Source organism: Litchfieldia sinesaloumensis, assembly GCF_900156865.1.
Classification (GTDB): domain Bacteria; phylum Bacillota; class Bacilli; order Bacillales; family Bacillaceae_L; genus Ferdinandcohnia; species Ferdinandcohnia sinesaloumensis.
The window spans coordinates 1486637-1513355 of record NZ_LT732529.1; the positions used below are offsets into that span (position 1 = coordinate 1486637).

The window sequence follows — 26719 nt, forward strand, 5'->3', positions numbered from 1 at the left end:
TCGAATAATGCATTAGCTTTATCGTTTTATTCGACAAGCTTTGAACGGCGTTTAAAACGAATGATAAGAAAAGTCATGCCAATTAAAACAAGAAGTAATATTACGAAAAGTGGTCTTTGAAATAAGAAAAGCACACTTCCCTCAGATTTTATTAACACGGCAGTCCGTCGAACTTGAGTTTCAAGCATTGGTCCAAGTATAAAAGCAATCATTAATGGAATTACAGAAATGTCCAGCTTCATCAGAATATAACCAATTAGACCAAAAGCCATCATTATTCCAACATCAAAGAAACTTCCACGAAATGCATATGTACCAGCGGCAGCTATCACAAATACACTCGGAAACAGAAATCCTTTTGGAACAGTTAATACCTTCGTGATTACTGGAATCATAATATGTCCAACCAACAAGTTTAATAGACTTGCAATCAGTAAACCTATAAATATCGCATATAAGACACCCGGAGATTCTTCAAACATCATTGGTCCAACAGTAATGCCGTGTACCAAAAATGCACCTGCAATCACTGCAATTGAAGTGTCACCTGGGATTCCAAGAGACAAATATGGGATTAAGTTAGAAGCACCCGCTGCACTGTTTGCACTCTCAGTAGCTGCTACTCCCTTTATTTCACCCTTTCCGTATTTTTCAGGGTTTTTAGAACTTAGTACTTCTTGATTGTAACTAACTATCCCAGCTACTTCTGCGCCCAACCCAGGGATTGACCCTATCATCATGCCGATTGTTGACGATCTAAACAAATTTTTAATCCCTTTGTCTTTTTTTATTTCCTTCCAATAAAGTTTATTATCCTCTTTATTATTAGAAGTTCTAATAGCACTTTCCCGCTTACTGGCTTCAGTACCTTCCATCTGTTTAATTATCTCGGGGATTGTAAGCAACCCTATTAGTAACGGTACAAGTTCAATTCCCGAGTAGAGTTGAGGATTATTAAAACTTAATCTACTCAGTCCTACTACTGGGTCAACTCCTACTGTTCCAAGTAATAAACCAATACCTGCGGATAACATCCCTGTTGCAAAAGATCTGCCCTGAAGGGTACCTAATATTAATAATGCACATAATATAACGATAGCGTATTCCGGTGCTCCAAACATAATTGCCACAGAGGCGATAATTCCCGAAAGAAATATTAAACAAATAGTTCCAAACGTATCCCCAATTGTAGAAGCAACCAACGCCATTTTAATTGCCTTTTTTCCTTTACCTTGTTGAGCCATTGGATACCCATCAAAAGTAGTTGCCAAAGCTGCTGGTGTTCCTGGAGTTTTAAGCATTACTGCAGAAACTGACCCACCAAATAATGCCCCTTTGAGTATACCAAGCAACATGGGAACTCCAACCCATATAGGCATCGCAAAGGTTAATGGCATTAATAAAGCCATTACCATTGTGCCTGTCATCCCAGGAATACCGCCTACAATTTGACCAACCGCTACACCTAGTAAAACCAATATAATTGTTTCTGGTTGTAAGACCTGGAGTGCGGAATCTATAATCTGATCTATCACATCAACCCTCCTCACTTCCTCATTAAGCCCAAGTTAAAAACTTAAGGGCCTAATTGATTCTCTTTAGGAAAAGGTGTATTTTCACACCCTTTCCTAACCTTGATACAACAAGTAAATAAAGATCCCATTACTAACTATATGCTAGAAAAAAATACTACTCGGGAAGTTTACTCCCAACTGCATGTTAAACAATAGATGGATGACACCTATAACCCCTACACTTATTAGTAGTGACAACCACCACCGCTTTTCCCCTAAATACCTTATTACACCAACTAGAAGTAGCAGACTCGCTAAGTAAAATCCAAGCAAATTTATAGCAATAAAAACATAAATAACAAATATTGCTATAATAATCGCTGCTTGTTTCGCTTTCCCTTTTTCCCAGAACTTTCTTTTCTCCGTCTTATCCTTTTTCTTCATTATCGAAAATGCCTCTGCAAGCGAACTAATAATAATGATGAATAATGCTAAAAACGGAAAAAATCCTGGTGTAATTAAAGCCTTACCTTGCACATCCGGTATATAGGAAGGGAAAATAAATATTCCGCAGATTATGCCTAGTAATCCAATTGATAGAAAAAATACAGCCTCTCGATTTCTTGTCATAAAATTCCCCTATTCATTACTATCAAGATATTTCGGTACGACTTCTCCTAATCTTTTATCTTCTTCAATCATGAGATTCTTATATTCTTCTGGAGTTCTATAAAAAGGTTGTACTCCTAATTTCTCCATTGCATTCTTATATTCATCAGAATTAATGACTTTCTCCATAGCTGAATTTAGTACTTCTACTATTTCATCAGGTATATCTTTGGGACCTACAATGCCATAAACTGTAGGTGGTCCCTCACCAGTTAAACCAAGTTCATGCAATGTTTTAACATCCGGGTAGCTTGGGTTTGCTTCAAGAGAACTTTCAGCCAATAACTTAATAGCACCTGATTCGAGAGATGATTTAAAATCTGCAATGATTCCGACGTCAATATCTCCTCCTAGTAAAGCGGATAAAACTTCAGCCCCTCCATTATATGGAACTTGCTCTGTCTCAACGCCGCTTGTAGCAAATAGTTCTCTTGCTGCCAGTACCACTGGATTAACAATGCCACCTGAGCCCCATTTAAGTGAACCAGGATTTTCTTCTGCATATTTAAGTAAGTCATCTATACTATCCCACTCACTATCAGATCGCACAATTACAGGATGATGAGCGTACGCCATTGACGAAACAAACGTAAAGTCATCAATGCCATAGTCGACATTTTCAAAATGCATATGAGATATATCTGTAGCTGCGGAAAGTGTATAACCATCCGGTTTCTGTTTAGAAATCTCTGTCATAGCTACAATACCTCCCCCCCCACTTCGATCTGATACATTGACGTTGACTCCTAATTCGTCTTCAAGTTGATCAGCCAATTGCCTAGTGATTATATCTACGTACCCCCCAGGAGAATATGGAGAATATATATTTATTGTATTATTTGGAAAATCCTCTTGAGCCTCCGAATTCGCTGCTGAACAAGCTGCCAACATAAATATAGTAAAGAGTGAGCCAAAACCTAATAATAGTAACCGACCGTAGTTTTTTTTCATTTGATCTCTCCTCATAAATTATTATTTTATAATTGAGAATGTTAAAAACTAGTAAACTACCTAATTAAAAGTTCCTTTAGACTTTCTACACCAGCCTCTAGCTCTTCCATAGAAGCCGCGAACGATAATCGAATACATCCATTATCATTATAGGCGGCTCCTGGAGTTACAAGAACTCCAGCATTTTCAAAAATATATTGACTAAATTCTTCAGAGTTCATTCCCTTGTAATTGACCTTCGCAAATACATAAAAAGTGCCTTCTGGATATCTACACTCGAAACCAGGCAATGAATTTAATTCAGAAACTAGATAATCTCTTCTTTTTTTATAATCTATCACCATTTGGTTCACTTCTTCCTCACAAGCAAACGCTTCCACAGCGGCGTACTGAGAAAAAGAGGTTGCACAGCTTACCAAATGCTGCTGCACTTTTGCCATTTCTTTCACTAAAAACTTGTTTGCAGCAATATATCCTAATCTCCATCCAGTCATCGCATAGCTTTTTGAAAATCCATTAATCGTAATAATATTTTCTTTTACTGAAGGGTCACTAGCTAAACTAATATTTTTGAGATTATCAAACACAATATGTTCGTAAATCTCATCTGATATGGCTAAAATATTATAATCTAAAATAAATTGATTAATTACTTTAACTTCCTCTTTAGTAAGCACCCTCCCTGTAGGATTGTTAGGAGAATTGATGATTATCATCTTGGTTTTGCTTGTTACATTCTTCTCAAGTTTTTCACGTGTTATTTTAAAATTATCATCAAAATATAGTGGAACTGAAACTGGTTTTGCTCCTGTTAATTGAACTAATGGCCCATAAGATACCCAAGATGGATCTAGTATTAAGACTTCATCGCCTTCTTCTAAAAACGTAGTGAGTGCTAAGTAAATAGCAAATTTAGCTCCTGGAGTGACAATTATTTCATCAGCAGGATTAACTTCTATATTATTTTCACTTTTTAACTTTTCTGCTATACTTTCTCTTAAAACACTAACTCCTAAAGCTGGGACATAGTGAGTAAATCCGGACTCAATACTTCTATATGCAGCTTCTTTTATGCGTTTAGGGGTATCAAAATTTGGTTCACCAATTGTCAAGTTAACTATTTTTTTCCCTGCTGCTCTCAGTTCATTTGCTATATCATTTAAGGAACTAGAAGCCGAGGGAGGAATACTTTGCACCTTGGAATTAACAAATTCATTCACTATCATCTTACCTGCCTCCTGTATTATGTTTAACAAAATTGAAGCGAGATACCTAACATAGTAAATCACAATTAATTAAAATTAGATTATGTTTAACAACAAACCTCTAAAGTCTTAGAAACTATTATTCTTCACTAAGATGAAGATCCGCAAACACTTTTTGGAAATTACTATCAAATGGGATGATTCCTTCCTCCCTAAACTTTTTGAGAGTAACCTCTTCTTGCGCTTCACGATTGTATGCCCTTTCATAAACTTCAGCCACTTGCTCCTTCGGTACAATTACAACAGCATCATCATCACCAAAAACAAGATCACCTGGATTAACGGTTACATTGCAAATATTGATTGAATTATTTATCTTCCCCCCTAAACTTTTAGTAGTACTTTTAATATTAATGCCCCCAGAATATACAGGGAACCTAATATCTTTAATAGCTTTTGTATCTCTAACTGAACCATCTGTGACAAGTCCCAAACATCCTTTTTCTTTGGCAATTGTGCTCAAGACTCCGCCAAACATCCCCCCGGCTTCAAGATATCCACCATACGATATTACAAGTACATCTCCTGGTTTAATAAGCTGTAGTGCTTTATGTATGATAAGGTTATCACCAGGAGTCGCTTGTACAGTAAATGCTGATCCACACAATCTTGATTCAGGTAAAATTGGCCTTATATTGTGACTAAGTGCACCATTTTTAGGTAAGCACTCATTAATTGATGCGCTTTCATTAATGTTCGAAAACTTATTAATCCACTCAGGCTCTAGTCTCGCAAATGATTTTACAATATCCATTTTTACAATCCTCCTAAAATTCAAACTATTTATATAAAATATTCTAGTCGACCGGTATACTGATGTCAACCATAAACTTATAATAAATTATTAAAATACACATAATTCCATTTACTGCGAAGATTCTGTTATATTTTTTATTGTAAGAATATTTTAAAATTCTGTTTGAATATTAGAAGTTGTCAGCATAAAAAAATAAAGAGTAGGCCTTACTAGAGAAGGATTTGAAACGGTTTTGCATATATTTATAGATTGTTAGAATTCATAGGAAAAACGAGCTTATGATTCATTTATAAATCTTTGGACTAACATTTTTGCTTTCCTATCGTCGTGACATTGTATCTACTGCAGCGTATCGAAACGAAGCTAGATAGTGTTATAGACTCGATTTAAATGCTGCCACATAGCATGAAGGCCCCCGCCATATAAAACAAAGAAAGGAATATCGTAGGAAATGGACATCTAACGTGGTTTGGGAAATCAGAAAATGTGTCACCTTCAATAGGTAAATATGAATAAAGTTTTCAAAATACCGACTATAGTTGGTATTTCTAAAAAAGTACCAACTATAGCGTGTTCAATTTTATGAACCTCTAGGATTTACTTATTTTAGGGGTGATTTTATGTCAGCTGCACTTGGTCAAAGAATTCGAACTCTACGAAAAAAGCGAAAGTGGACACAGCATGAGTTGGCAGAAAAAGTGGGCATTTCCTACACGTATATGGGTGAAATTGAAAGAGCAGAAACAAATGCAACTCACCATGTATTAGAAAAGATTGCACATGTCTTTGAAATTCCGGTAGCAGACCTTGTCCAATATACCGAAATACTTAACAAAATTGAGAATACGCAAATACTTGTTGAAATAATTGAAATGCTGTCTTCGAGATCATTAGAAGTTCAGAATGACGCAAAAAAATTTATTGAGATTTATTTAAACGGACTTGATCGTAATGCGAAACTGTAATAGGATTATAGTTTCATTAGTAAAATTCGGAACTATCAAATGTAAATAGCTAATTGCTGATACATAAAATAACACCCTTCTTTAAGAAAGGTGTTATTTTTTAGTGCATGACACATTCTATTGCTAAGTTGCAAAAACCAAATTAACAAGCAGTATCTTCACCTGCACGCCACATATCAATGGTTTTATGGATAAATTGTTCCAATCCCGTTTCTTCAATCTTTATTGATTTTTTGACACGAATACAGCCTTTTCCGTAATTATAACCCGCTAATAGAGTCTCTGCATTTTCTACCTTATCGATTGTACCAACATAGAGGCTGACATAATGCTTTTGTGCGTTTAGCGCAAAGACATAGATATCATCTTTCCCATAATTCAACATCTTATAGCGAATCACCTCTTCGAATTCAGGTGCATAAGTTAGAATCATTTGTCGTATTGTAAGTAGTTTTTCTTTGCGCCAGTCGTCTTCAAGTAGGTTTAAGTATTCTTCGGCGTTCTCTGCATCGTATTGCATGGTTAGGTGTCACTCCTGTATTTTACGATTTTATTGTTAGTTTACAGGAAATTTGCTGTTTATGCAGCTTCAGCGTCTATCAAAACAATTTTTAAAATTACTTACCCCCTTCACTTTATTCATATGCTTTTCTTTTCGATATTTAGATATAAGTATTTACCGGAACACATAGACGAGAACAACTTCTCCACACTTGTTGGATGTGTTCTCGGAATCCAGTTGCCCGGAATTCTGCCCTTATTGACGTTATTTAGGATACATTTGATAAGTGAGTATAATTAACCATTCGCAAGTATGCATGACCTGAAGTACTATCTAGTTTTGAGTAGTAGCGATATTCTACTTTCCTTGTTGTGGTTAAATTCCTAGCAAGCAAAATCTGAGAAAAGTGTAGGTGTGTGGCTTTACGACTTTTAGCGTAATATGAACGGACCCATCATTAAAGGGTGGAAGTATAGCCTAAGCGAGGATAGGGATAGGAAGCTTGGTGGGAAGGGTGCCAAAGAATTAACAATTACAGGTGTTCCCCGGTTAAGCATATACGCTAAAAACATAGAGCAAGTCCTAAAGTAAATAGAAAAAAAAGCATCACATAACAAGAGCTTTGAGTTATTCCAAGCTCTTGAGTATTTTTATTCGTTTTTTTAAAAAATACCATTCTTAGAATGTTTTTCCAATACAACATTAAAAAAAACGTTAAAACCCCTCTTTAAAAAACAGTTGAGAGTGTCAAACTTCTTAATCACATAATTCAATTTTTAAAGCTCACTAAGATAAATTTATAAACGAGTACAACGTTTCTTATTGATACCATGAAGCTATGAAAAATAATCCATATCCATATGGGGTAAAGACTAAAAACAATAGTGTTTTTTAATATTGTACTTAGTTTCTGAAGATACTCAAGCTTGTACAGGTCTTCTATGTTAATGTTATAAAAGAATCCAACAACAATAATTCCTGTTTGAATAAAAACACAATAAATGAATGAGGCAAGTAATTGTTTTAATACTTTTTCTTTTTTATTGATATCTTTAACTTTAGCGAACATGGATCTTAACTTATCTTTATTAAACGCACCTATCAATGCTAAAGATGTGATATTAAATCCTATTTGAATCGCAATAATTGTAAAAAACTCGGAGTTAGTTTCTTTAACCTTTGTTAAAATTTCCGTAACAGAAGTAAATGATAAAAAAGTAATTAGCCAACTTAATAAAGCTATAAGCCCTGGAACTACTAACTCAAGAAGTATTCTTTTTCTGTTAAAACCCTCTGAGTACGATTCCCAAATAAAAACAGAATCAGATTGTTTCTTCTTGTTGACCGGCCGTATCTTGGTTCCTGCTTCTGATTTTCCTGTTAATAGCCGCTTCCACATCCGTATCTTCACCTACCGGAATAATATTTGGTGTACCCGATTTGCCTTGTAGAGGGTTTTCATTATTAATAATAGCTGTCATTCTATTGAATATGTCTTCCATTGAAGCTTCACCATTAGCGTTGTATCTTACCTCAGCATAGAAGTCCCTTGTTATAGTATCTGGTGTGATTCTTTTAGTTTTGCCATTCTCTAATACACCTTCAATAGCATAGGAATCGTACTTCTGCTGTTCTATAATTGACTCGAAATACCTCTCGAATATTCTTATCATCGAACGTCCAGTTTTATTTTTAATTTTTATTTCCAAATCATAATCCTCTATATTATTTTCTTCTAACTCGGAATCAAGTACTTGGCTAACATCTATTTTATCCTTTTCGGTATTACTATCTAACGTAAGTATTGCACTTTTAACTTTTGTAAACTCTCTTAACTTGTCCATAAATTCAATAGGAGGAAGTGTTTGTAACCTATAGCAGGACCTCTTGTGTATTACAAAAGGGTGTTCGTTATTCTTTTCATTGAACCTTTCAACATATGGATAAATGATATCTTTATGCGTATGTAAAAATGATAACAGCAGTTTTCTTGAAAATACTTTATTATAATCATCTTGTACTAAAAGTAAACCTGTTCTACGATCAATCATAAAATAAACATTGTACTCAACACCATGATAGCTTTCTATAGTACCTACTTCTTCTTGAGTTTCAATATCAATTTGAGAACGCCTGACGCCATGGCGTGCTGTAATAAAATGACCTTCAACAATATTAGCATCATTAGACTGCCTAAAATCACCCAGATTTATCGAAACTGTATCATTTTTGAATTTCCTTTTTGCTTTATCAAGCCTTAAAATAGATGATAACAATAAATCTAATACTTCATTATCATAAGTATGCTCATATTGTCGATCTCCCGCAAATTTGGGCGTTGTAATTTCATAAGCTTTAATTGTAGTAGTTTTAACAGTCGTCAAAATATATCCCCCTGATCTTTTAGTTATCTTTCGACTATATACTACAAAAAGGGGCTTTTTTCCTGCTTTTTTAACAATATTTTTTATAATTTCAAAACCTCCTGTTACTTTTATCCCTGATTACCTTTATTATAATTCTACATTTTAAAATTCATCAAAGGACAAACGAAAATGGTATTTGTATATCCAAAGCAGTGCATGGCTATTTTTTCACCAGTAATCTCATTAAATATGGTCAATTCTTGATCACATATTTGTAATTGAACTTGTTCACATTGCGAATATATTCCGATTGGAACTGAATAACGATTAGACTCAAAACGGACTGTGTTGTCCTTATTCACATTCCTTGTTATAATTTTCTTATGGTAGCTTTCTGAAGTTGAAAGCGAAGAGGAGACTTTTCTTAGGTGTTGCTTTTCCAGGAGAAACACTTTGAAAGGTCTTTTTTTAGTTGTGTTATGAACTTTATAATTTCCTGTACGTTCTAACCATTGCCACGCTCGTTCATTCTAATCTTAGATTGTTGAAAAAATGCGGTACTTCGCAAAGTTTTGCTTAATGTACTTAACTACATTCTCAATTTTCCCCTTAGATTCTGGATCTGCTTTCCTACATAAGAAGACACTGAATTTCCTTTGTTTCACGTAACTTTGAAACTCTGTTGTTAGGATTATATCTCCTGCATTCTCACTTACGGCAATCAAATTATCCTGGTCATAGACAATTTCCTCAGCCATTCCACCGTAATATTGAAATGCAGCTTCATGGCAGCGAATAGTATCTGCAGTTGTAAAAGGACGATTTTGCCAAACCATGTATTTTGTCTCGAATGTGCTAGAACATAAGCGATGAAGTATAACTTAACATCCTTCTTCTGTTTAGTTTTTTGAACTGTTTGTCCCCAGTCTACCTGCATCTGTTTTCCTGGGGGTAGTTCATCTACGGCCCCATACTCTCTTGGTTCATCCATCTTTTCGATATTGTAGACATCTCTCATTTTTTTTACATAACGACGCACTGTACTTTCCCCAACATCTAAATCTGGGTATCTTTCTAGTAACCAATCATAAACTTGTGCTCCACTTAAACTAGGAAACTCTTGAAGCCAATTAACAATCAAGTCCCGGTAGGGATCTAACTTTTTCTTCCGATTTACTTCTCCAAATTCCTCTACGGCTTCCTCAAAAATCATATTCAAATATTTATATACAGTATTTCTTGCAATCTTCAGCTGCCTCGCAATTTGTGTTATATGTAGTTTTTTTGCATGCAACTGATGGATTTCTATGTAACATCAGCTTTTCCTCCATTACTACAGCCCCCTATAAACTGAATAATCTCAGTTTACTAAAAAAGGGCTTATTGGTGAAAAAGTGTTCATTCGAAATGAGCAAAATCTGTTTATTATATTTTAGCGTTTACATGGGCATTTCCGACACGTATATGGGTGAAATTGAAAGAGCAGAAACAAATGCAACTCACCATGTATTAGAAAAGATTGCGGATGTCTTTGAAATTCCGGTAGGAGACCTTCTCCAATATACCGACATACTTAACAAAATTAAGAATCCGGAAATACTTGTTGAAATAATTGAAATACTGTCTTCAAGATCATTAGAAGTTCAGAATGACGCAAAAAAGATGATTGAGATTCTTTTAAACGGGCTTGATCGTGAAGCGAAACTGAAATAGGATTGTAATTGCATTAGTAAAATACGGACCTATTAAATGTTAATAGTTAGTTGCTGATACATAAAATAACACCCTTCATTATGAAAGGTGTTATTTTTTATGGTAATTTTCAGTGCGTAACACATTCTATTGCTAACTAGCAAAAACCAAATCAACAAGCAGTATCTTCGCCGGCGCGCCACATATCAATGGTTTTATGGATAAACTGTTCCAGTCCCGTTTCTTCAAGCTTTATCGTTTTTTTGACGCGGATGCAGCCTTTTCCATAATTATAGCCCGCCAATAGAGTCTCTGCATTTTCTACCTTATCGATTGTACCGACATAGAGGCTGACATAATGCTTTTGTGCATTTAACGCAAAAACATAAATATCATCTTTACCATAATTCAACATCTTATAGCGAATCACCTCTTCCAATTCAGGTGCATACGCAAGGATCATTTGTCGTATTGTAAGTAGTTTTTCTTTGCGCCAATCGTTTTCAAGTAGATTTAAATATTCTTTGGCGGTCTTTGCATCGTATTGCATGGTTATCTCTCCCCCCAAATTCATATATTGTATGTAAAAGTGATACACTTTTGATGATTAATTAGTTAGTAGCTTTCCTTTTCCTCAGCTACCTTCATATTTCCAAAAGCTTGTTCTCTATACTTGCTTTCCCGCTTTAAGCGTGACCGTAGGTACTTTTCCAAATTTTTATCCGTACAGAAAACATAACATCCCTTTTGTCCTCTGGTCATCAATGTTCGATACGTATTCCTTATAATTTTGTCTGCAACTTCTTGAGCTTCTTCAGGTTTTTCTTTTAGCATTTTCTTTATCCCTTTAAGAGACTGATCCGTTTTAGCACGTTTTGTATAATCAGTTATAACTTGTCCATCGTCATAACGTAGATCATCGCCAATAATAACTCCTACAAAATCGAACTCTAAGCCCTGACAAGTATGAATACAACCTGCTTCATGTACTGAGTTTTCATCAATTGCCCATGTTGTCGAACTATCAAGGTTCCAGCTGATACCAAAATCATGTTCTTCAATTTTTATATCATGAAATTTTGAATTCGTGCGGTTATTCTTAGGCCATTCCCAACAATAACCGGAAACCATTCTAGATTTATTATTAATTTTATTTTTCTTTTCAATCTCTCTTTTCATTTCATTTGGATCAGAAAAAACCTTGAAATCATAGTCCATACCCATGTCATTTGCATTAGCTGTTTCTCGAATTTGTAAAACATCATCGAGCCAAGCAATATACCCATCAGAACCATCACATCTAAATTGTGAAGTTAGAACTCCCGACGTGACTTCTGCCCCATATTCTCTTGCATATTTTCTAATCATCTCAACACTACCGATGTCCTTCAAAGTCACCCGTTGATTTTCATCAATAAAGAATATCGCAGTCTTTGCAGTATGAATAATTTCTTTAACTTGATTTTCTCCTAAGTTTTGAAACATACCTGACTTTTCATTTAAGCGGTGCGCCTCATCAACAATTAACACATCTAGTTCATCACGTTCTGATTCGGTATAACTACCAGATCCTTTAAATAGGTTATCGATTCTAGTTTTCCTAAAATCACCTTTTAACTTAGTAGAATATACATTTCTTGGAGCAGAGTTTTTCGTTACGTATTGACATGTCATCGATTTATTTGTTAACGCCACTAGTAAATTGATTGCCAAGACCGATTTCCCAGTACCAGGTCCTCCTTCTATAATCATGACCTGTTTTGTATCTGTTTTGATGGCCCTCTTTGCTAACTGAATGGCAGTTTCATAAAAGACCTTTTGTTCATCGATCATGACAAACTCTTGGTTGCCCTTTAACATGTTTGATAATGAGTCTTGAAGTGATTTAGAAGGTCTAATTCTACCTCGCTCAATTTGATATAATATTTCCTTTTGATCACCGTATTTTATGTATTTCTTTATAAAGTCTCGAAGCTTCTCCACCTCACCTTTTGCATAAACCGGTGCAAGGTTCAGGTAATAGTCATAATGTTCATCAGTTAATGGATCATTTGGTCGAATTCGATAATTATGTAAATACGCACAAGGCTTTAGCTGTATAAATTGCTCTTGTACATTTTCATTATAGTCTTCAATTAACGCAGCATAAGACCACGCTTGATACGAAGGATGGGTGACTTCGTGCAACCCTCGGTTAAGTGCAGTCTTAACAATTGCCTCTTTTCCTTCAACTTTTTGTACTTCAGACCATTGTTTAAGTTCGACAATCACTACAGAATCCTTTTCACCATCATGTCCCGAAAGAAGAAAATCCACTCGCTTTGATGTATATGGAATTTTATATTCAATTGCTATACCTGCATCATCCGGGATTGATTGGTCATTTAATACACGATACATATGCAACATCGAATTATCCCAGGATCGAATTTCCGACTCACTTGTTCGACCTAGCTTTAATTCGAATTGGGTTAAAATATGAGAAACGAGAACATCTTTGTCAACATGATCAAGAAATTCTTGTTTGTTTGCTTCGTAAACAATCATTTGGGACCTCCTTCATTACCTATTTATAAGCATATTTTACCATATTTCTTATAGAGAAAAATTAAAATACCTCGCTGAGTGTTATTATTGACACTCTGCGAGGTTGTTTTTGTTTGATACCGGTGGTCGGGGTTGAGATAGGTTTATAGATATTGAGATTGTATGGTTTATTGCTGACGATGTGTAAAATTTGTGTAAAATGATTTGTATGTGTAAATTGCTAAAAGAGATTATCAGTGTAGAAGAGCCCCCCCCACATTTCTAGTTGTTTATATCCATAACTAATCATGTATCTGAACATCAACAGCATTGTCTTCGCTTCTAACTTCATATCGTTTTTCAGGCTTTCCATATACGTTTACCAATTGATGGCTTGTTGAAAACGAATTATCCTCTAGATAGGTGCTGCTACCGAACATTACTTCTTCGATATAATGGGATTCCTGCTCAATCCAGTTCGGCTGTTCCTTGCATAGACCTTCTACTCTCTTTATCATTGCAAGGTTTTCTACATTCTCCGTATCATCATTTGGCATAAGTATAAACAAATAATCCCTAGCTCTACTAATAGATACATTTACAATATTAAGTTTATTAAGAAACATATGCTTTGATGCCGATATAGACGGTGGCGGATTAAATAGGGCAATTATGATGTCACATTCATCACCTTGGAATCCATGGATTGTCCCTACTTGAACATCAATATTCTTAGGGAATATGAATGATGCCATTAACTTATCAATCAAGTCAGACTGAGCACGATATGGTGCAATTAAACCTATTCGAAATAACTCATCTCCATTAGCCTGTTCAATGAGTGTAGACATGTACTTTACGAACTCGAATGCAAAAAGTGCGGAATACACCTGATAATTACTTTTACTTTGTAGCCGTTTCGGTCGAAATACGCTCTCATACTTACTCACCGGAAATTTAATAATATTGATAGGTTTTATATCAATTGAATCTTCAATACCTAATGGTCGCCTGCTATCTTCGGTACGATTATGCTGCAATACACCTCCGTATGCAAACTGACTAAACACTTCTCCAATTTCAGGAGTACTTCTATATTGTGTGGTTAGAAGCTTGACAGGATACGGGTGAGGTATTGTTGTTGGTTTAGTAAATGAATCAAGCTCTACCAGAGTGTAAATGTTTTCATTTTTCCAAATATCGACAGTTGTAATTGGTTCAATCTGGAATGGATCACCCGCTATTATAAACTTCTCAGGTGTCTTTTTATACAGTGGATAAATGATGTTTACCAAAGGTATCATGGATGCTTCATCAATAATTATATAGTCCCACTTAAGCGCACTCAAATGAAGTCTCGTATCTCCTTCCGGAAGAAAATAATCATAAGGAAAACGAGCGATTGTCGTGACAGTTACATGTCTTGGAAAGGACCGAATATCGATAGTCTTATCACGAAAAACTCCGCTCTGCTCGATTTCACTGTCATTCGTCGCGCCAAATCGGACAAGCCAGTCCACGTAACTTTGATCTTTATCCATCTCCATTAGTCGACGCACAAGAACATCAGCCGCTTTATTTGTCGGAGTCAAAACAAGAATTTTCAAGTCTTTCTCTTTTTGCATAAGAGGAAGAATAACCTCTCCCGCTAAGTGCGTTGTTTTCCCTGTTCCAGGTGGCCCAAATACAAATTCTATATTTTCACAGAGATTGTTCTGCATATCATAGGAGTCATCGAAATCAAGTTTATTAAAGGATTTCCGTAGTTCCTCTAATAGAAACACAGGATTCTTTGCCTCGATTCTTGCCTCAGTGACTAATGATAAATCTATTCCGTCAATCTGTGCATTTGTCCTTAATTTTACCCTTAACGTGTATGATTTTACATTTACAACTTCAATTGCTACTTTGATTATCGATTGATCTGCAAAATGTAGTTCCAGAGGAATATCCGCAAGGTCTTCCATAGATTGTGGTAAATAGCGACTTGGGTGATTTAAAATTAGGGTTCGTGAAGTACCTTGCTCCCGTTCAACCTTTGAGAAAGTTATAGAAATTTCTCTACTATTGGTCTTGTTTTCTCCACTATTGAGCGATTCCAATTCAAGTAAAGCTTTAAACCATCCGAATGAGTATTTATCTGCCTTTAATGCTTTTTGAGTCAATTCATCAAGATAAGCAATTTCTGCTATTTCACTTGCACTACGTTGTTTTGCTTGCTCTATTTTCTGACTAAAATTGATAGACGGCTTCGTAAAGTCGTCCTCATCAGATTCAGTAGCTTCAGCTAAATCTGGAGTTGATGGAGCTCTATCTTTTGAGTCAGAAACAGCTCGTTTGCTAATCTCTTTTACAATACGAGAAACAGCTGAATCTTCTTGAATGTCATCTGTATCTTCATCTTCAACTATAGTTGAGGTGTCTTTTTTTGCACGATATTGTTCCGCAAACAACTTAAGTTCTTCGAGTGGAATATCGGATAGGGTTTCAGCCAGTTCAATTTTCGTACGCTGTTCATCAGTTAAACCATCATTGACATACTCACTATCTTTAATACGATCTACAATCTTCAAATAATTAATAAGCTCCACTGCCTCGTCTATTGACGTATTATATTGCTGAGATAGTGTTTGTACCGTTAGTTCCCCTGCTGCCACAAAATGCCCATCTCTATTAAGCAGCCATGGCGCTGTACGAAGTCGGATAGCTTCACTCGAATCAAACACCATTGACCTTGGGTTACGGTAAAAATACTTATATGCGCCATTAAATATACTTCTTATACCGTTATAAGAATAGCCATATTCAACATACTTTATTAACTGATTCCAAATCATGATAGATAATTCAACATTTTGCTCTTGAATTAGATATTCTATTATTTCTTTACTTCCATCTATATACTTTTCTTCCCATTTCCTATATCTAGTGTAATCAGGCCAATAATCACGAATTTGTTTAGCTTCTTCATAACTCAATTCACGTAATAAAACCCGCGGCTCATCCTTCACACCTAGGTCAGTAAAAAAACGGATTAACTCCTCTTTATTGCTTTCACCAACTAATTGTAAGTACTCACCAAATTCTATGAATTTTGTATCTAATTTAGCCTGAAACCATATCCTAAGATCATCGGTTGGTAAATAAAGATTACTTGCCTTGCCACGATAAATAGTATCATTATTGGCAGACCGGTATTTAATAAACGCACATTCTTTTATGAGTCTAATAAAATCATCGATTTCTGTTTTCGGACATTCTTTATAAAAGTCAAAGAATTTCAAAAAATGTTGAGTGGTGTTAATTCCCTCATGGTTATCTTTATAAAGAGGAAGAATATGATTATAGATTTCATCTCGCGATGATGGTAGATCAACGCCTAGTTGCTTAAGAAACTGGGCAGTGTCTTCATTTTCCAACAATTCAGGTAATACAGTATTAAATCCTTCCGTATCGGTTGGTAAAAATAACACAACTTGGTCATTTTCATCAAGAGCAGCTACTGCATTTCTTTCATGATTAAGAAAAATCGGTTTCCGTTTTATCAAATTAGTTCTTCCCCTTGTTTCAGAAACCCATCCATAGAACTTATGTAACCAAGAAACTTGCTGCGCCTCAATAAAATCACTATTAATACCACCAATAATGTCGTTATAACCATCAATAATATCATTTTCATCAATCCACACAGATGTAATTGACTCAATATAATCAGTAAGTGCCTTATTTTTCCGCAGCGTTTCCTGCCGGCCAAACGATGTGAAAACCCATTTGGCCTTCTGATTTCCCGTCAATGAAGCCAAATGAGTATCTTTAAATAATTCTGCAATATGAGGAATGTTTGCCCAAAAAGCATTTTCCATTGAAACGTAGCCATCCCAAGTTGGTAATAACTCATTATTACTCATTTTTTCTTGAATAGCAGTGTAAAATGGCTTGAATGAAATCTTCCTTTTGTCGTTTATATCACTAAATCTGCTTTCCTCATAAGGAATAATATCAAATATCTCATCAGTAATGAGGGGATGACCTTTTACTAGTCCAATATCCCTAAGATAAATTAGACTGTCTGCTGCCAAATCTGCTAACAATTCTATCAACTCTTGGTTATGTTGAACTCCTGCGCGGATTCCCTCGCGGCTATCAGTAAGCAAGAAAGGTGCATGAAGTATAAAGTTTAGACCAGTTACTTCTTTTGTAGGAAAGAAACAAAATGCGGTATGTTGTTTTGGACTCAGATTTTCTTCTTCATCGAGAAAAAAACCGACCGAATAATTATGTTCGTTCTTGTCTTTTCGTGTAAACAGCCACAGTTTATCTTCATAAACCTCTTCACCGTAATTTTGAGTTAGACAAATAAGCTCTGCGACCGTTTTACCGAATTGTAGCTTTTCCAATATAGATTTCTTATACGACCCTAAAACTCCAGCGATTTCAAGCGAAATAGATTCAAGACATGAAAGAAACAAAAGAGGGTAATCTAAAGTACAAAGTTTCTCTGAAATATCATCATACGCCTCGGCCGCACTTCTGTCTGGGTGATCAAACGGAAATAAAAATAGTGTTTCGTCTGTTTTCCTGCCAAAAAAATCTTCTCTAATCCTTATCGGAACAATAAAACGATCTATTTTAAAATAGATATCCGGGTCATAAATATGCGGTGTTGAGGTGTATTGAAACACTGACTTAAACCCCACACCAAATTTCCCTATGGAGGCCTCGTTTTTATTAGAGTTAGCAATGGAAGTAATTGCGTTAATATCACCTAACTTACCACTATCAGAATCTTCTTTTTCATTAGCTGGATCTGAAATAGTAAATCGCCTTGATCCGTTATGTGCAAAGATTAATTTATCCTTATGCAGCACAAAACGAGCAGATGTTGCTTTAGCATCATTTGCGTTTTGGAGTAACTCATAAATAAAGTGTGCTTGGTCAGAATACTTCTCGACAACACTTGTCTTCACGCCGCGCAAAGCAGGGACTTCAAGAATGTCAGCAATATGCTCTCTGTCCTTTGTTAATTGGTCAAAATATATATTCTCGTGAATAATCATTAATACTTCCCACCCTAAAATAATAATGAAAACTGTGCTTGCCCCCGAATGCCTTTATGCCCCACAGACAACTTTATTTTATCTGCAATTATTAATTAAGTATAAAAATCACCAAATATCTGGAAATAGGTAAAGCTAATTCTTAATCAACCAGAACTTTCTCTCCACACCAAAGGCTCCTTTTTCATTTGGAACAATACCTAAATCAATACAGTATTTTTTATAAGATTCTTCAAGTTTATTATTTGATTCAGGTTTAAATCCTAATATTTCATTTATTACTTCATTTGTAATTCTTCCATCTTTCCTGCTATTATTCTCATGCTTTTCCATTGTATTATTTTGATAACCAACAAACCTACTTGGGGCAAAAATCATATTCTTATCATTATCAAGTACTATGAAACAAGTCCCTCTTTTTATTAACCTTGTAAGATATTCTTTATATCTAGTAGAATTTTTATACTCTTCTAAGGTATTAATATTCGTTAATAGTTCTTGGTAGTTCGTAATTAAATTCATTGATAGATTGTCCTCCTTAAAACTAATTTTCACTTATCAAATATAATATAGTAATATTTTACCATATATATATTTAATTCTATTGAATATTCGAAAATATATTCATACTAATTAACTGTTATGGATAGTTCGAATAGCATTCTTCAAGTTATCCCCCACATTTAAATTAGTAATAAGAGGTTCTCATGGTAGTAAGGACTTTTTTAACACTTCAAGATTATATGTACAAAGCGCTCTCACAGTTGAGCGAATAATTTTGGAAACTTTTAATTCTTCCTTGAATATAAATTTTGTCAATTCGATATTTTCCTCTCAACTATCCTTTGATGAATAATTGAATAAGACTGTATAAGAAATTACTCGATAAAAATATAACAAAGGGTCGGCCTGTGGTTAATTAACAGTAACGCTAGCAAACCCTTGTAAAAAGGGGAATAAGATGCAATTAGATAATGATGTATTTAGTAGTTGTGGAAATTGTAATAATAAAATGAAAATAGCTAATGATAATTTTGAATGTGAAACTGATTCTTATGAAAGAAATATGGGATCTGAGATTAGTTATTCATTTTATTCAACCATCGAATGTCCAGAATGCTTTAATGAGATTGATTTAAAAATTAATGACGAACCCCTACCACTGGTATCTATAGGTGAAAATAAGTTAAATTAAGAAACGATAAAAAACCCACACGCAAGTTGATTTATCAATGTTTGTGGGTTTTTTTGAATTTGGAGAAAACGGGTGAATAAGCTGAGTTTGAAATTTAGCAAAATAAGCATATTGTTTTATATTACAAAGCTTCCTTGTAAAGAGTTCCTCACACATGAGAAATTTTCTTTCAAAGTACGGGCTGGGCACGTAATATAAATAAACTGTAGGTACTAACTCCATAAACACCCGTTCCATATAAAGTGATTAATGTATATTCATATATTCATCGTCTCCAGCAACATCTTTTCAATATTCAACTCCTGACTAGGTACGATTATGTTTGTAGACAATTGTTGTTTTTCTTCTAAAAGTTTATCAACAATCTCCTCAACCGTTCTGCCAAGTGATTGTTTTTCATCCGTAACAATTGGAAAATAGACTGTTACATTCTTCTCTTGGCCAATGCGATATACACGGTCTGTTGCCTGGTTTTCGACTGCGGGATTCCACCATCTTGTGTAATGAATAACATGATTTGCACTGGTTATCGTTAAACCTGTTCCAGCTGCTTTGTGTGATAGAATCATAACGTCAAAACCTGGTTTTGTATTAAATTCATCGACCACTTGTTGTCTTCGATCCGTCATTCCGTTGATTATAGGAGGTACAATCCCAAATTTATCAATGATTTGTCCTTTTAGTATATTTTGCATTTCTCGATACTCAGTGAAGATGAGGACTTTTTCATTTTTCCCTTTAATATTCGCTACTAGATCAGGTGTCTTTTGTATACTTTTACTTGGTAAATTACGCAAAGTTGGATCAAGTAAACCAGGATGAGATGAAAGCATTTTAAGTTTCATAACACCCTCAATTGGTTTAATCTCTTTTTCTTTGATTTGATTGATAATTACCTGATAATAGTTTTTGTTGTTCTTTAACTATTTCACAAATAATAGGTTTTAAAATACTTATCAGGTAACTGCCCCTTTAACTCTTTAGCTTACGTTCCTATTTTTATATATAAAAGCAGAACTGACTCTAGATATTGTTTCAATTTTGCTTTTTATCAACCAAAAACCACGACTCTCTCCTTTTCGTTGCTTTTCCACCATTTGGTGCAAACTGGAAATAGAAGTTTTTGGTTTCTAATTCTTTAAAAAACGGTGTAAGTTCTTTTCCTCCAATTACCCATAAACGGCCATTTTTAGGTCGTTTATCAATGAATTTAAGATTATTGGTAGTTAGATAGGTTTCAAGCGAAAAATCAGACTCTTTTTTACTAGGTTTTGAGAGTTTTGTTTTTTGTTGTTTTTTAGTTTTTTTTTTCTGAGCTGTATTTTGGTTTTTCGGTCTTGCTTTCGTTCCATTTTCTGTTTTCACCTTCGGTTCATCCTCAAAATCGTTTGCGTAGATTCCTTCATTGCAAATCGATAGAAACGGACAGTAGCGACAATGTCTACCAGGAATCGCCTTGTGTAAAACGACATTTTCATTTGCTACTTCATCTTTATTTCTATGGGCATAGCTTGTTGGAAGTAAATGCAAATAACTAATTGCCTGACTGTACTTTTGGTCATCCAACTCAATCTTCTTCAATGAAGCATATCGATTTGGAATTCTAGACTCATACAAAAAATTCCGATTCATATCACTCCATTGCGGAAACCAAGAATCAACTACATTACGTAGTTCTTTCTGTGCTATTACGTTACTATTCACAAGCATAGGGAGAGTTGCAATCAGGTTTTGATACAAAAAACGGTGATGAAAATCAGATTGAAAGCTGGTGTGCTCATTTAAAATAAAGCTAAACGAAGCTCTTTTCCCACATACTTTCGCTTCTCTTTCCATCGAAAGGGTCCAACCAGCATCTTTCACATCGATTTGCTCGTTGATTTCTTTTTTACCTGCTTCTACTTCTTTTGTGACTCTTTCCATTTGAATCGATTCACAGTTTAATAGTTTTAGATACAAAGCAAGCTCTAATCTCGATTCTTTTCCAACATGCTTCGCATAGGAGAACCGCACGTCATCAGATGAATGAAACAGCACATACAGCAAATACCGAGTAATCGAACTGCTTTGTTTCTTTCGTTCTTCAAACAAGTGTAGTTCAGGAGTGTTTTCTTGAAGCTGGACCAAGGTGTCACGAGAAATCGGCCATAGGGAGTAGCCTTGAGATATCGGCAATGCCTTATGATCAGCAAAAGCTAAATGAAACTTTCGGTTGATACGAAACGGTGCTCCATCTGCCTGATCAAAAGCAAATACTTTGTCAGAAACTGACTCCGTCTCACCTGTTTCGCTAAGCGAACCATCTAAGAAAAACAATAAGCCCTTTGAGATGTCCTTAAGGGAGAACAATAGTTCTTCGTCTTTTACATCTGCTATTTCTTCCACCAAATTCGTGATGATTTCCTTTTCATCGTCCTCAAAAAAGTCTTCTACATTTTTCAAAACCATTTCTTCTAACGTCTTGAAATGGGAGGTAATACTTCTTTTCGTATCCCACTCACCAAAAAGAGCATCATTCATCCCTTTTAATAGCTTAATCCCATCGATAAGTTTTTCCAGATTACTTGTTGACACTGAAAAATAGGAAAGCTGCCTTATTGGCATTGAATGAAAGAGATGAGCTCTATTAGACAACGCATGTTTGTTGGTTTGTTCTGTCTTTTTCTCCAATGACTTCTTTTCTTTAATTAAGTTCTCTATCATTTCAATCCACGAATTAAAGTTTGTAGCTTTATTACAGTAAGGAATGACTTTTTCCAATGATTTGACATACTTTCTCAAATCTTCACCGTTAAGGATAAGACATCCAGAAGAGAAGCTGTCCATAAGAGCTTCAGCAGTAACTAGCTCTTCAAAGGTTTCCGATCCATCTTCTAAACCTGTTTTGCGGTTTTTCATTTGATGGAGCCGATATAAAAATCGTCCAATTGGATAATCTGTTAACTTTTTCTTGGATGGCTCTACAAACTCATTGGCAATCAAATGTTTCTCGATATCACTGGCCCTTGGTGTAAGGATATGAAATGTCTCCTCCATCTCATTTCCATTACCAGCAGTCGAAACGTACCGCTCTTTCTCGGATTCGACGAAATGGGCTATATCATTGTAGACCTCTACCTTTTGGTCCACTTTTATCTGAGATCCACCCTCTAGGCTTTCAATCAGTCTTGCTGCAAGTGGATGTATTGCGACATAATCATCAACCACTCTATACGTTTCATTTATCCCGATTCCAAGGAAGGTTTTTACCGTCTCAAATGTATTTGGAAAACGGCTATCATAGGAATTCAGAAAGACTAACTCAAAATCATCTTCTAGTCGCTGTAATACCTTCTCCTGAATTGGTGTAATGAAGTAAAAACCATGCAAAATGAGTTTCTTTTTGGCGAGTGACTTCTGAATGGACAGTCTCCAATTATCCTCAAGGAGATTGCTTAGCCTTCTTTTATGAAGGAGCATTGTCCGTACTGGACCATTCTTTTTCTCAGTAAATAACTCTTTACCCCAGTTATTTAAAGCTACTGTCATCGTATTTGTGACATGCTTCGTCCCTTCTAGAAAATACCGTAAATCCTTCGAGTTGTTTTGCAACATGCTTTGCATTCTGTTCCATATTTCCAAAAAGATAGTCTCAGGTTCCGTTAATTGGCTCTTTCTCTTTAAAAGATTAGTTGGTGTTAGTCCTAGTTCGGTTACCATTCGTAACGATTTTAGGACTTGGAGCTGATTCCGCTCCATCGCTTGAACAACGAGTCGGTTTCCTCCTGGATTTTCTAACCAAAGCTCCGATTGAATATCCGAGAGGGTAAGAAATTGTTTCAACTGCGCTTTCGAGCTTGACCAGCTGACTCCGGCAAGCTCTGTATAAAGCTCAGAAAAGGTGATGATAGGAGCTTCTATCCACCGTCCCATTTTAATTGATTCGCCTAAGCCCGTCTTCAAGCTATTGGTTGCGACGATATGAAGACAATCAGCATACTCACGATAAAAAAGTGAATCAGAACGATAAAGCTGTGCCGGAGCCTGATACGTTAGTACTTTTCTTGTCATCGTTTCTCCTCTTCCTTTAATCGAATTAATTCTGACCAATTATACAAGTTGTTTTTATCATACTTAGGTTTCACACACTTAACCACTAATCGATGTTTTGCACGAGTTAAAGCAACATACAATAAACGGGCTTCTTCACGAATGCTTTCGTTATCCTCGACTGTCTTTAAATCATCGTAATTAGTTGACTTTATTTCGTTAATTTCTGTTCCTACGTTCGACTTCCAGCCAGCTTTGATTTCTTCATTTTCTCTTACAACAATCATGTTCTGAGCTGATTTTTTGACCAAAGCTTGATTCGTATATGGAAGGAAGACAGTATCAAATTCTAGCCCTTTTGCTTTATGAACAGTCATGACACGTATGAGCTTCTCTACATTGTATATTTCTACTTCCATCTCATCTTCATCACGATTCGTTGCGACCTGTATTTTGAGCCAATCACGTAGTTGAAGAATCCCAAGCATGGAAGGTTCCAATGTTTCACCAGCAATTTCAAGGATTCTGTATAAATTCAAACGGTATCTTTGTATCTCATGGTCTTGCATATTCATTGCCTTTAAAACTTCCTGATATGGGTTATTCATAAGAATTCGATAAATCGCATGTAGTGTTGGCTTTATTCGTAAATCTTTTAACGCTTCGGAGTACCCCTTTACCTCATCATGTGATAGCTGATTCATAACTTCATCACGATTGCCTTCATAAGAAATGAACTCTGCTGGGTTAAATGACTTAGTAGAAAAAGCGGTTTGACGAAGTGCATAAAAGCTTTCAGGTTCGTCCATATAGCAAAGGGCATTAATTAAAATAAGCAAGTCTTTTGCAGCTTTAGATTTAAACAGACTTCCACCTGTTGTTACTTCAAACACAATCTCTGGATGATTCTTACGAAGATTTTCTAGCAACTTTCGCATTTCCTGTGCTTGATAATTGGTTCGCACTAAGATTGCCAATTCAACCGGTTTGTCTTGCTTTTCATCGTCTTTTTCCCTTATTAGTTCACGATACAGGTCAAGCGTAGCCTTAAAAATATCAGTTGTTTCAGTATCAACCTTATAAGGTTCCGCGTATTTCGTTTCTGACAATGTCGGCACAAGACGCCTTCCTTCTGTGTCATCAGACTTAGGTAATACTTGGAGCAAATGGTTGCGCCACACATCAAAGATGTCCTCAAGCGGATTAAGAATCGCTGCATCAGTTCGGTAGTTTTTTTTCAATTTATATTCCTGATTGATTGTATGCTCCCCTAGTTTTTTGGTAAGTAAAGCAAACGCTGTATAGTTTGCCCCTCTAAATCGATAGATTGATTGTTTAATATCCCCGACAACAAAAAGTTGTGCTTCCGTTATTGTCGTGAGCATATAAACCAAATCAATTTGAACATCATCTGTATCTTGAAATTCATCAACAAATAAGAAACGAAACGGCTTACTCATTTGTTGTTTATTTAAGTGTGGTTTAAATTCACTAATTTTTTGAGTCAAGTCATTTACCGTAAGCACGTCTTTATTCAATTTTTCCTGTTTAAACTTCATTTCACATTTTCTAATCACATCTTTTAATAAGTGGTAATAGGTTTTCTCTAGTTCGTTAGATGGAACTGTACCCCACTGGATTTCATGATGATCCTCAAAAATAATTCCTTTTTGTTCAAGCTGATTCCAGAAGTGATCAATCAAATCGATAATTTCATAGTCTTTCAACTTTCCTAAATCATGATAGGTCAAGCTGTGTTCTGAAACATACTCATCAAGAACCCCAGCAATCAATTCCTCTCGTTCCCTTTTTAGAGTATGCACAGAAAAATTCCTACCCATACCTAGCTCCGAGCTGAAATCTTGAATCAAAGTTTTTGAATATGAAGGAATCGTCAAAATACTCATTGCAGTAACTTCTTCACTCCAATTGATATATTGAATTTTTTTCGTGATTTCAAAAAGCTTTAATAGTCGTTTTGCAAGTTTTGACTTCATATTATCAGCTGCTTCGTTCGTAAAGGTAATCATTACAACCTCTGATAAGCTATCGACTTTATCTGTGTGAAGTAAATAGATAATTCTGGAAATCATTGTTTCCGTTTTTCCACTTCCTGCACCTGCTTCAACCATTAAGTGTTTATCAAGTGATGCATGTTCGACCGCATATTGTTCAAAGTTAAATGTAGATGAATCTCCGATTTGCTGAAGGAGCTTTTTTTGTTCTTTATTAAACATACCGTCCTGGATGTAAAAATTATAGTTCTCCGCAATGGTCGATTCGTGAATACGTAGGTTGTCTTTTCCTTTACCCTTATAGGGTGAAATCCATTCAACCCTTACACCATTGCTCAAGAGCTTATCAATTTCTACGTTATAGTCCTTAGGATTATTATTTCCTACATAGATAAGTGAATGCTTTGGTTGTTTTGATGGCTCGTTCACATTCGTTTGTGAACCCGCAGAAGGAAGAACATATTTCTCAAGTTCGTCAATTGAATTGGAAGTATCCGATTGAATGGTCAGCTCTTTATAAATCAACTCAACATCATTGTCACTGTAGGCATAGAAAGGATGTTGCTCGGTTCCAATATTTTGTGGATTTGTCTTCGAACCATGTAGTGGAAGAAAGTAATCTCTATATCCTGGGTTAATCCGTCGTCTCGCCGTTTGCATCTTTTTATTTGGGATATGAGTATCATTTCCTTTAAATAGTTGTAATCCTAGCTTTTTTTCACCTATGGTGACGACCAAATCCTGTTTAGCTTCAATATCGTAAACATAGTTCAATTGCACATCATCAAACTTATAGTTTTTACTTTCTGTGAGCTTAAAATAAAAATGCAAGTCACGCACCAAAGAGTCATACGCTTGATCAATCCGGTACAGATAAGCAAAATAAATTAACTCATCTTCTCTGATATGTGAATAGTAATCATTCATATACAAATCACGAAACTCTTTATTCGAAGGCAATTTTTTCAAATCTATTATCTTATCATATAAGAATGATACAAATATAGGCATTTGTTCGTTTCTAACATTCGGATGTCGCTCGATTTGTTCGTGGAATTTTTGATAAGAGCGCTTAATTGTTTGTTCAATATAGGTTGAGGACTGAAGAATTCTAATTACTTGTTTCTCAGGTCTTAGTTTTAATTTCATAATTGACCACCCTTTCCACATAGGTGAGGCTTGTGAGTTAGTTTTTAAATTTGCACATAGGACTATT

The 26719-nt window shown here is 35.3% G+C and carries 19 protein-coding genes and 1 pseudogene; 4 read left to right on the plus strand and 16 right to left on the minus strand.

From position 1 onward, the window contains the following. Positions 1-26: 26 nt before the first annotated feature. From CZ490_RS07380 to CZ490_RS07400, 5 genes are all read right to left on the minus strand, one after another. Positions 27-1535: a tripartite tricarboxylate transporter permease gene (locus CZ490_RS07380; RefSeq protein ID WP_159439920.1), complete on the minus strand. Its 1509-nt coding sequence runs from the start codon at positions 1533-1535 to the stop codon at positions 27-29. A gap of 141 nt (positions 1536-1676) precedes the next feature. Next, positions 1677-2144, minus strand: coding sequence for a tripartite tricarboxylate transporter TctB family protein (locus CZ490_RS07385; protein ID WP_077618293.1), 468 nt, complete (start codon positions 2142-2144; stop codon positions 1677-1679). Positions 2145-2153: 9 nt separating this feature from the next. After that, complete coding sequence (locus CZ490_RS07390) at positions 2154-3134, minus strand: Bug family tripartite tricarboxylate transporter substrate binding protein (protein ID WP_159439921.1); 981 nt, start codon at positions 3132-3134, stop codon at positions 2154-2156. A 56-nt stretch (positions 3135-3190) separates the two neighbouring features. After that, positions 3191-4360, minus strand: coding sequence for a pyridoxal phosphate-dependent aminotransferase (locus CZ490_RS07395; RefSeq protein ID WP_077618295.1), 1170 nt, complete (start codon positions 4358-4360; stop codon positions 3191-3193). Between the two features lie 118 nt (positions 4361-4478). Continuing rightward, on the minus strand, positions 4479-5153 hold the full coding sequence (locus tag CZ490_RS07400) for an RraA family protein (protein ID WP_077618296.1): 675 nt from the start codon (positions 5151-5153) through the stop codon (positions 4479-4481). Between the two features lie 330 nt (positions 5154-5483). Between CZ490_RS07400 and CZ490_RS07405 the strand changes: the two genes are divergently transcribed. Together CZ490_RS07405 and CZ490_RS07410 are read left to right on the plus strand one after the other, a co-directional pair. Further along, positions 5484-5546, plus strand: a complete 63-nt coding sequence (locus CZ490_RS07405; RefSeq protein ID WP_407639807.1) for a hypothetical protein — start codon at positions 5484-5486, stop codon at positions 5544-5546. A 230-nt stretch (positions 5547-5776) separates the two neighbouring features. After that, positions 5777-6121, plus strand: coding sequence for a helix-turn-helix domain-containing protein (locus CZ490_RS07410; RefSeq protein ID WP_077618297.1), 345 nt, complete (start codon positions 5777-5779; stop codon positions 6119-6121). A gap of 142 nt (positions 6122-6263) precedes the next feature. On the opposite strand, the gene CZ490_RS07415 is transcribed toward CZ490_RS07410, so the two are convergent. The 4 genes and pseudogenes from CZ490_RS07415 to istA form a co-directional block, all read right to left on the minus strand. Beyond that, entirely contained in the window at positions 6264-6641 is a 378-nt protein-coding gene (locus CZ490_RS07415) for an iron chaperone (RefSeq protein ID WP_077618298.1), read from the minus strand. 751 nt (positions 6642-7392) lie between these two features. Continuing rightward, complete coding sequence (locus tag CZ490_RS07420) at positions 7393-8022, minus strand: hypothetical protein (RefSeq protein WP_077618299.1); 630 nt, start codon at positions 8020-8022, stop codon at positions 7393-7395. Beyond that, positions 7946-9007, minus strand: a complete 1062-nt coding sequence (locus CZ490_RS07425; protein WP_077618300.1) for a hypothetical protein — start codon at positions 9005-9007, stop codon at positions 7946-7948. The genes CZ490_RS07420 and CZ490_RS07425 overlap by 77 nt, the downstream gene beginning before the upstream one ends. 194 nt (positions 9008-9201) lie before the next feature. Next, positions 9202-10298, minus strand: a pseudogene (gene istA, locus CZ490_RS22625) (IS21 family transposase); the annotation flags it as partial. A gap of 134 nt (positions 10299-10432) precedes the next feature. Here istA and CZ490_RS07440 point away from each other — a divergent pair. Further along, on the plus strand, positions 10433-10702 hold the full coding sequence (locus tag CZ490_RS07440) for a helix-turn-helix domain-containing protein (protein ID WP_142255347.1): 270 nt from the start codon (positions 10433-10435) through the stop codon (positions 10700-10702). Positions 10703-10853: 151 nt separating this feature from the next. On the opposite strand, the gene CZ490_RS07445 is transcribed toward CZ490_RS07440, so the two are convergent. The 4 genes from CZ490_RS07445 to CZ490_RS07460 form a co-directional block, all read right to left on the minus strand. Next, positions 10854-11231, minus strand: a complete 378-nt coding sequence (locus CZ490_RS07445; RefSeq protein ID WP_077618304.1) for an iron chaperone — start codon at positions 11229-11231, stop codon at positions 10854-10856. 65 nt (positions 11232-11296) lie between these two features. Beyond that, entirely contained in the window at positions 11297-13228 is a 1932-nt protein-coding gene (locus CZ490_RS07450; protein ID WP_077618305.1) for a DUF2075 domain-containing protein, read from the minus strand. 281 nt (positions 13229-13509) lie between these two features. Further along, complete coding sequence (locus CZ490_RS07455) at positions 13510-18264, minus strand: DEAD/DEAH box helicase (RefSeq protein ID WP_077618306.1); 4755 nt, start codon at positions 18262-18264, stop codon at positions 13510-13512. A gap of 135 nt (positions 18265-18399) precedes the next feature. Next, the gene (locus CZ490_RS07460; protein ID WP_077618307.1) at positions 18400-18786 is read right to left on the minus strand and encodes a hypothetical protein; all 387 of its coding nucleotides are present in this window, start codon (positions 18784-18786) and stop codon (positions 18400-18402) included. Between the two features lie 439 nt (positions 18787-19225). On the opposite strand from CZ490_RS07460, the gene CZ490_RS07465 reads away from it, so the two are divergent. Then, entirely contained in the window at positions 19226-19459 is a 234-nt protein-coding gene (locus CZ490_RS07465; RefSeq protein ID WP_077618308.1) for a hypothetical protein, read from the plus strand. Positions 19460-19716: 257 nt separating this feature from the next. On the opposite strand, the gene CZ490_RS07470 is transcribed toward CZ490_RS07465, so the two are convergent. The 3 genes from CZ490_RS07470 to CZ490_RS07480 all read right to left on the minus strand — a co-directional run bounded on the left by CZ490_RS07470 (position 19717) and on the right by CZ490_RS07480 (position 26652). Then, a complete protein-coding gene (locus CZ490_RS07470; protein ID WP_077618309.1) occupies positions 19717-20304 on the minus strand; it encodes a DEAD/DEAH box helicase in 588 nt (195 codons plus the stop codon). A gap of 190 nt (positions 20305-20494) precedes the next feature. Next, the gene (locus CZ490_RS07475; protein WP_077618310.1) at positions 20495-23509 is read right to left on the minus strand and encodes a hypothetical protein; all 3015 of its coding nucleotides are present in this window, start codon (positions 23507-23509) and stop codon (positions 20495-20497) included. After that, positions 23506-26652: a UvrD-helicase domain-containing protein gene (locus CZ490_RS07480; RefSeq protein ID WP_159439922.1), complete on the minus strand. Its 3147-nt coding sequence runs from the start codon at positions 26650-26652 to the stop codon at positions 23506-23508. The genes CZ490_RS07475 and CZ490_RS07480 overlap by 4 nt, the downstream gene beginning before the upstream one ends. Positions 26653-26719: the final 67 nt, after the last annotated feature.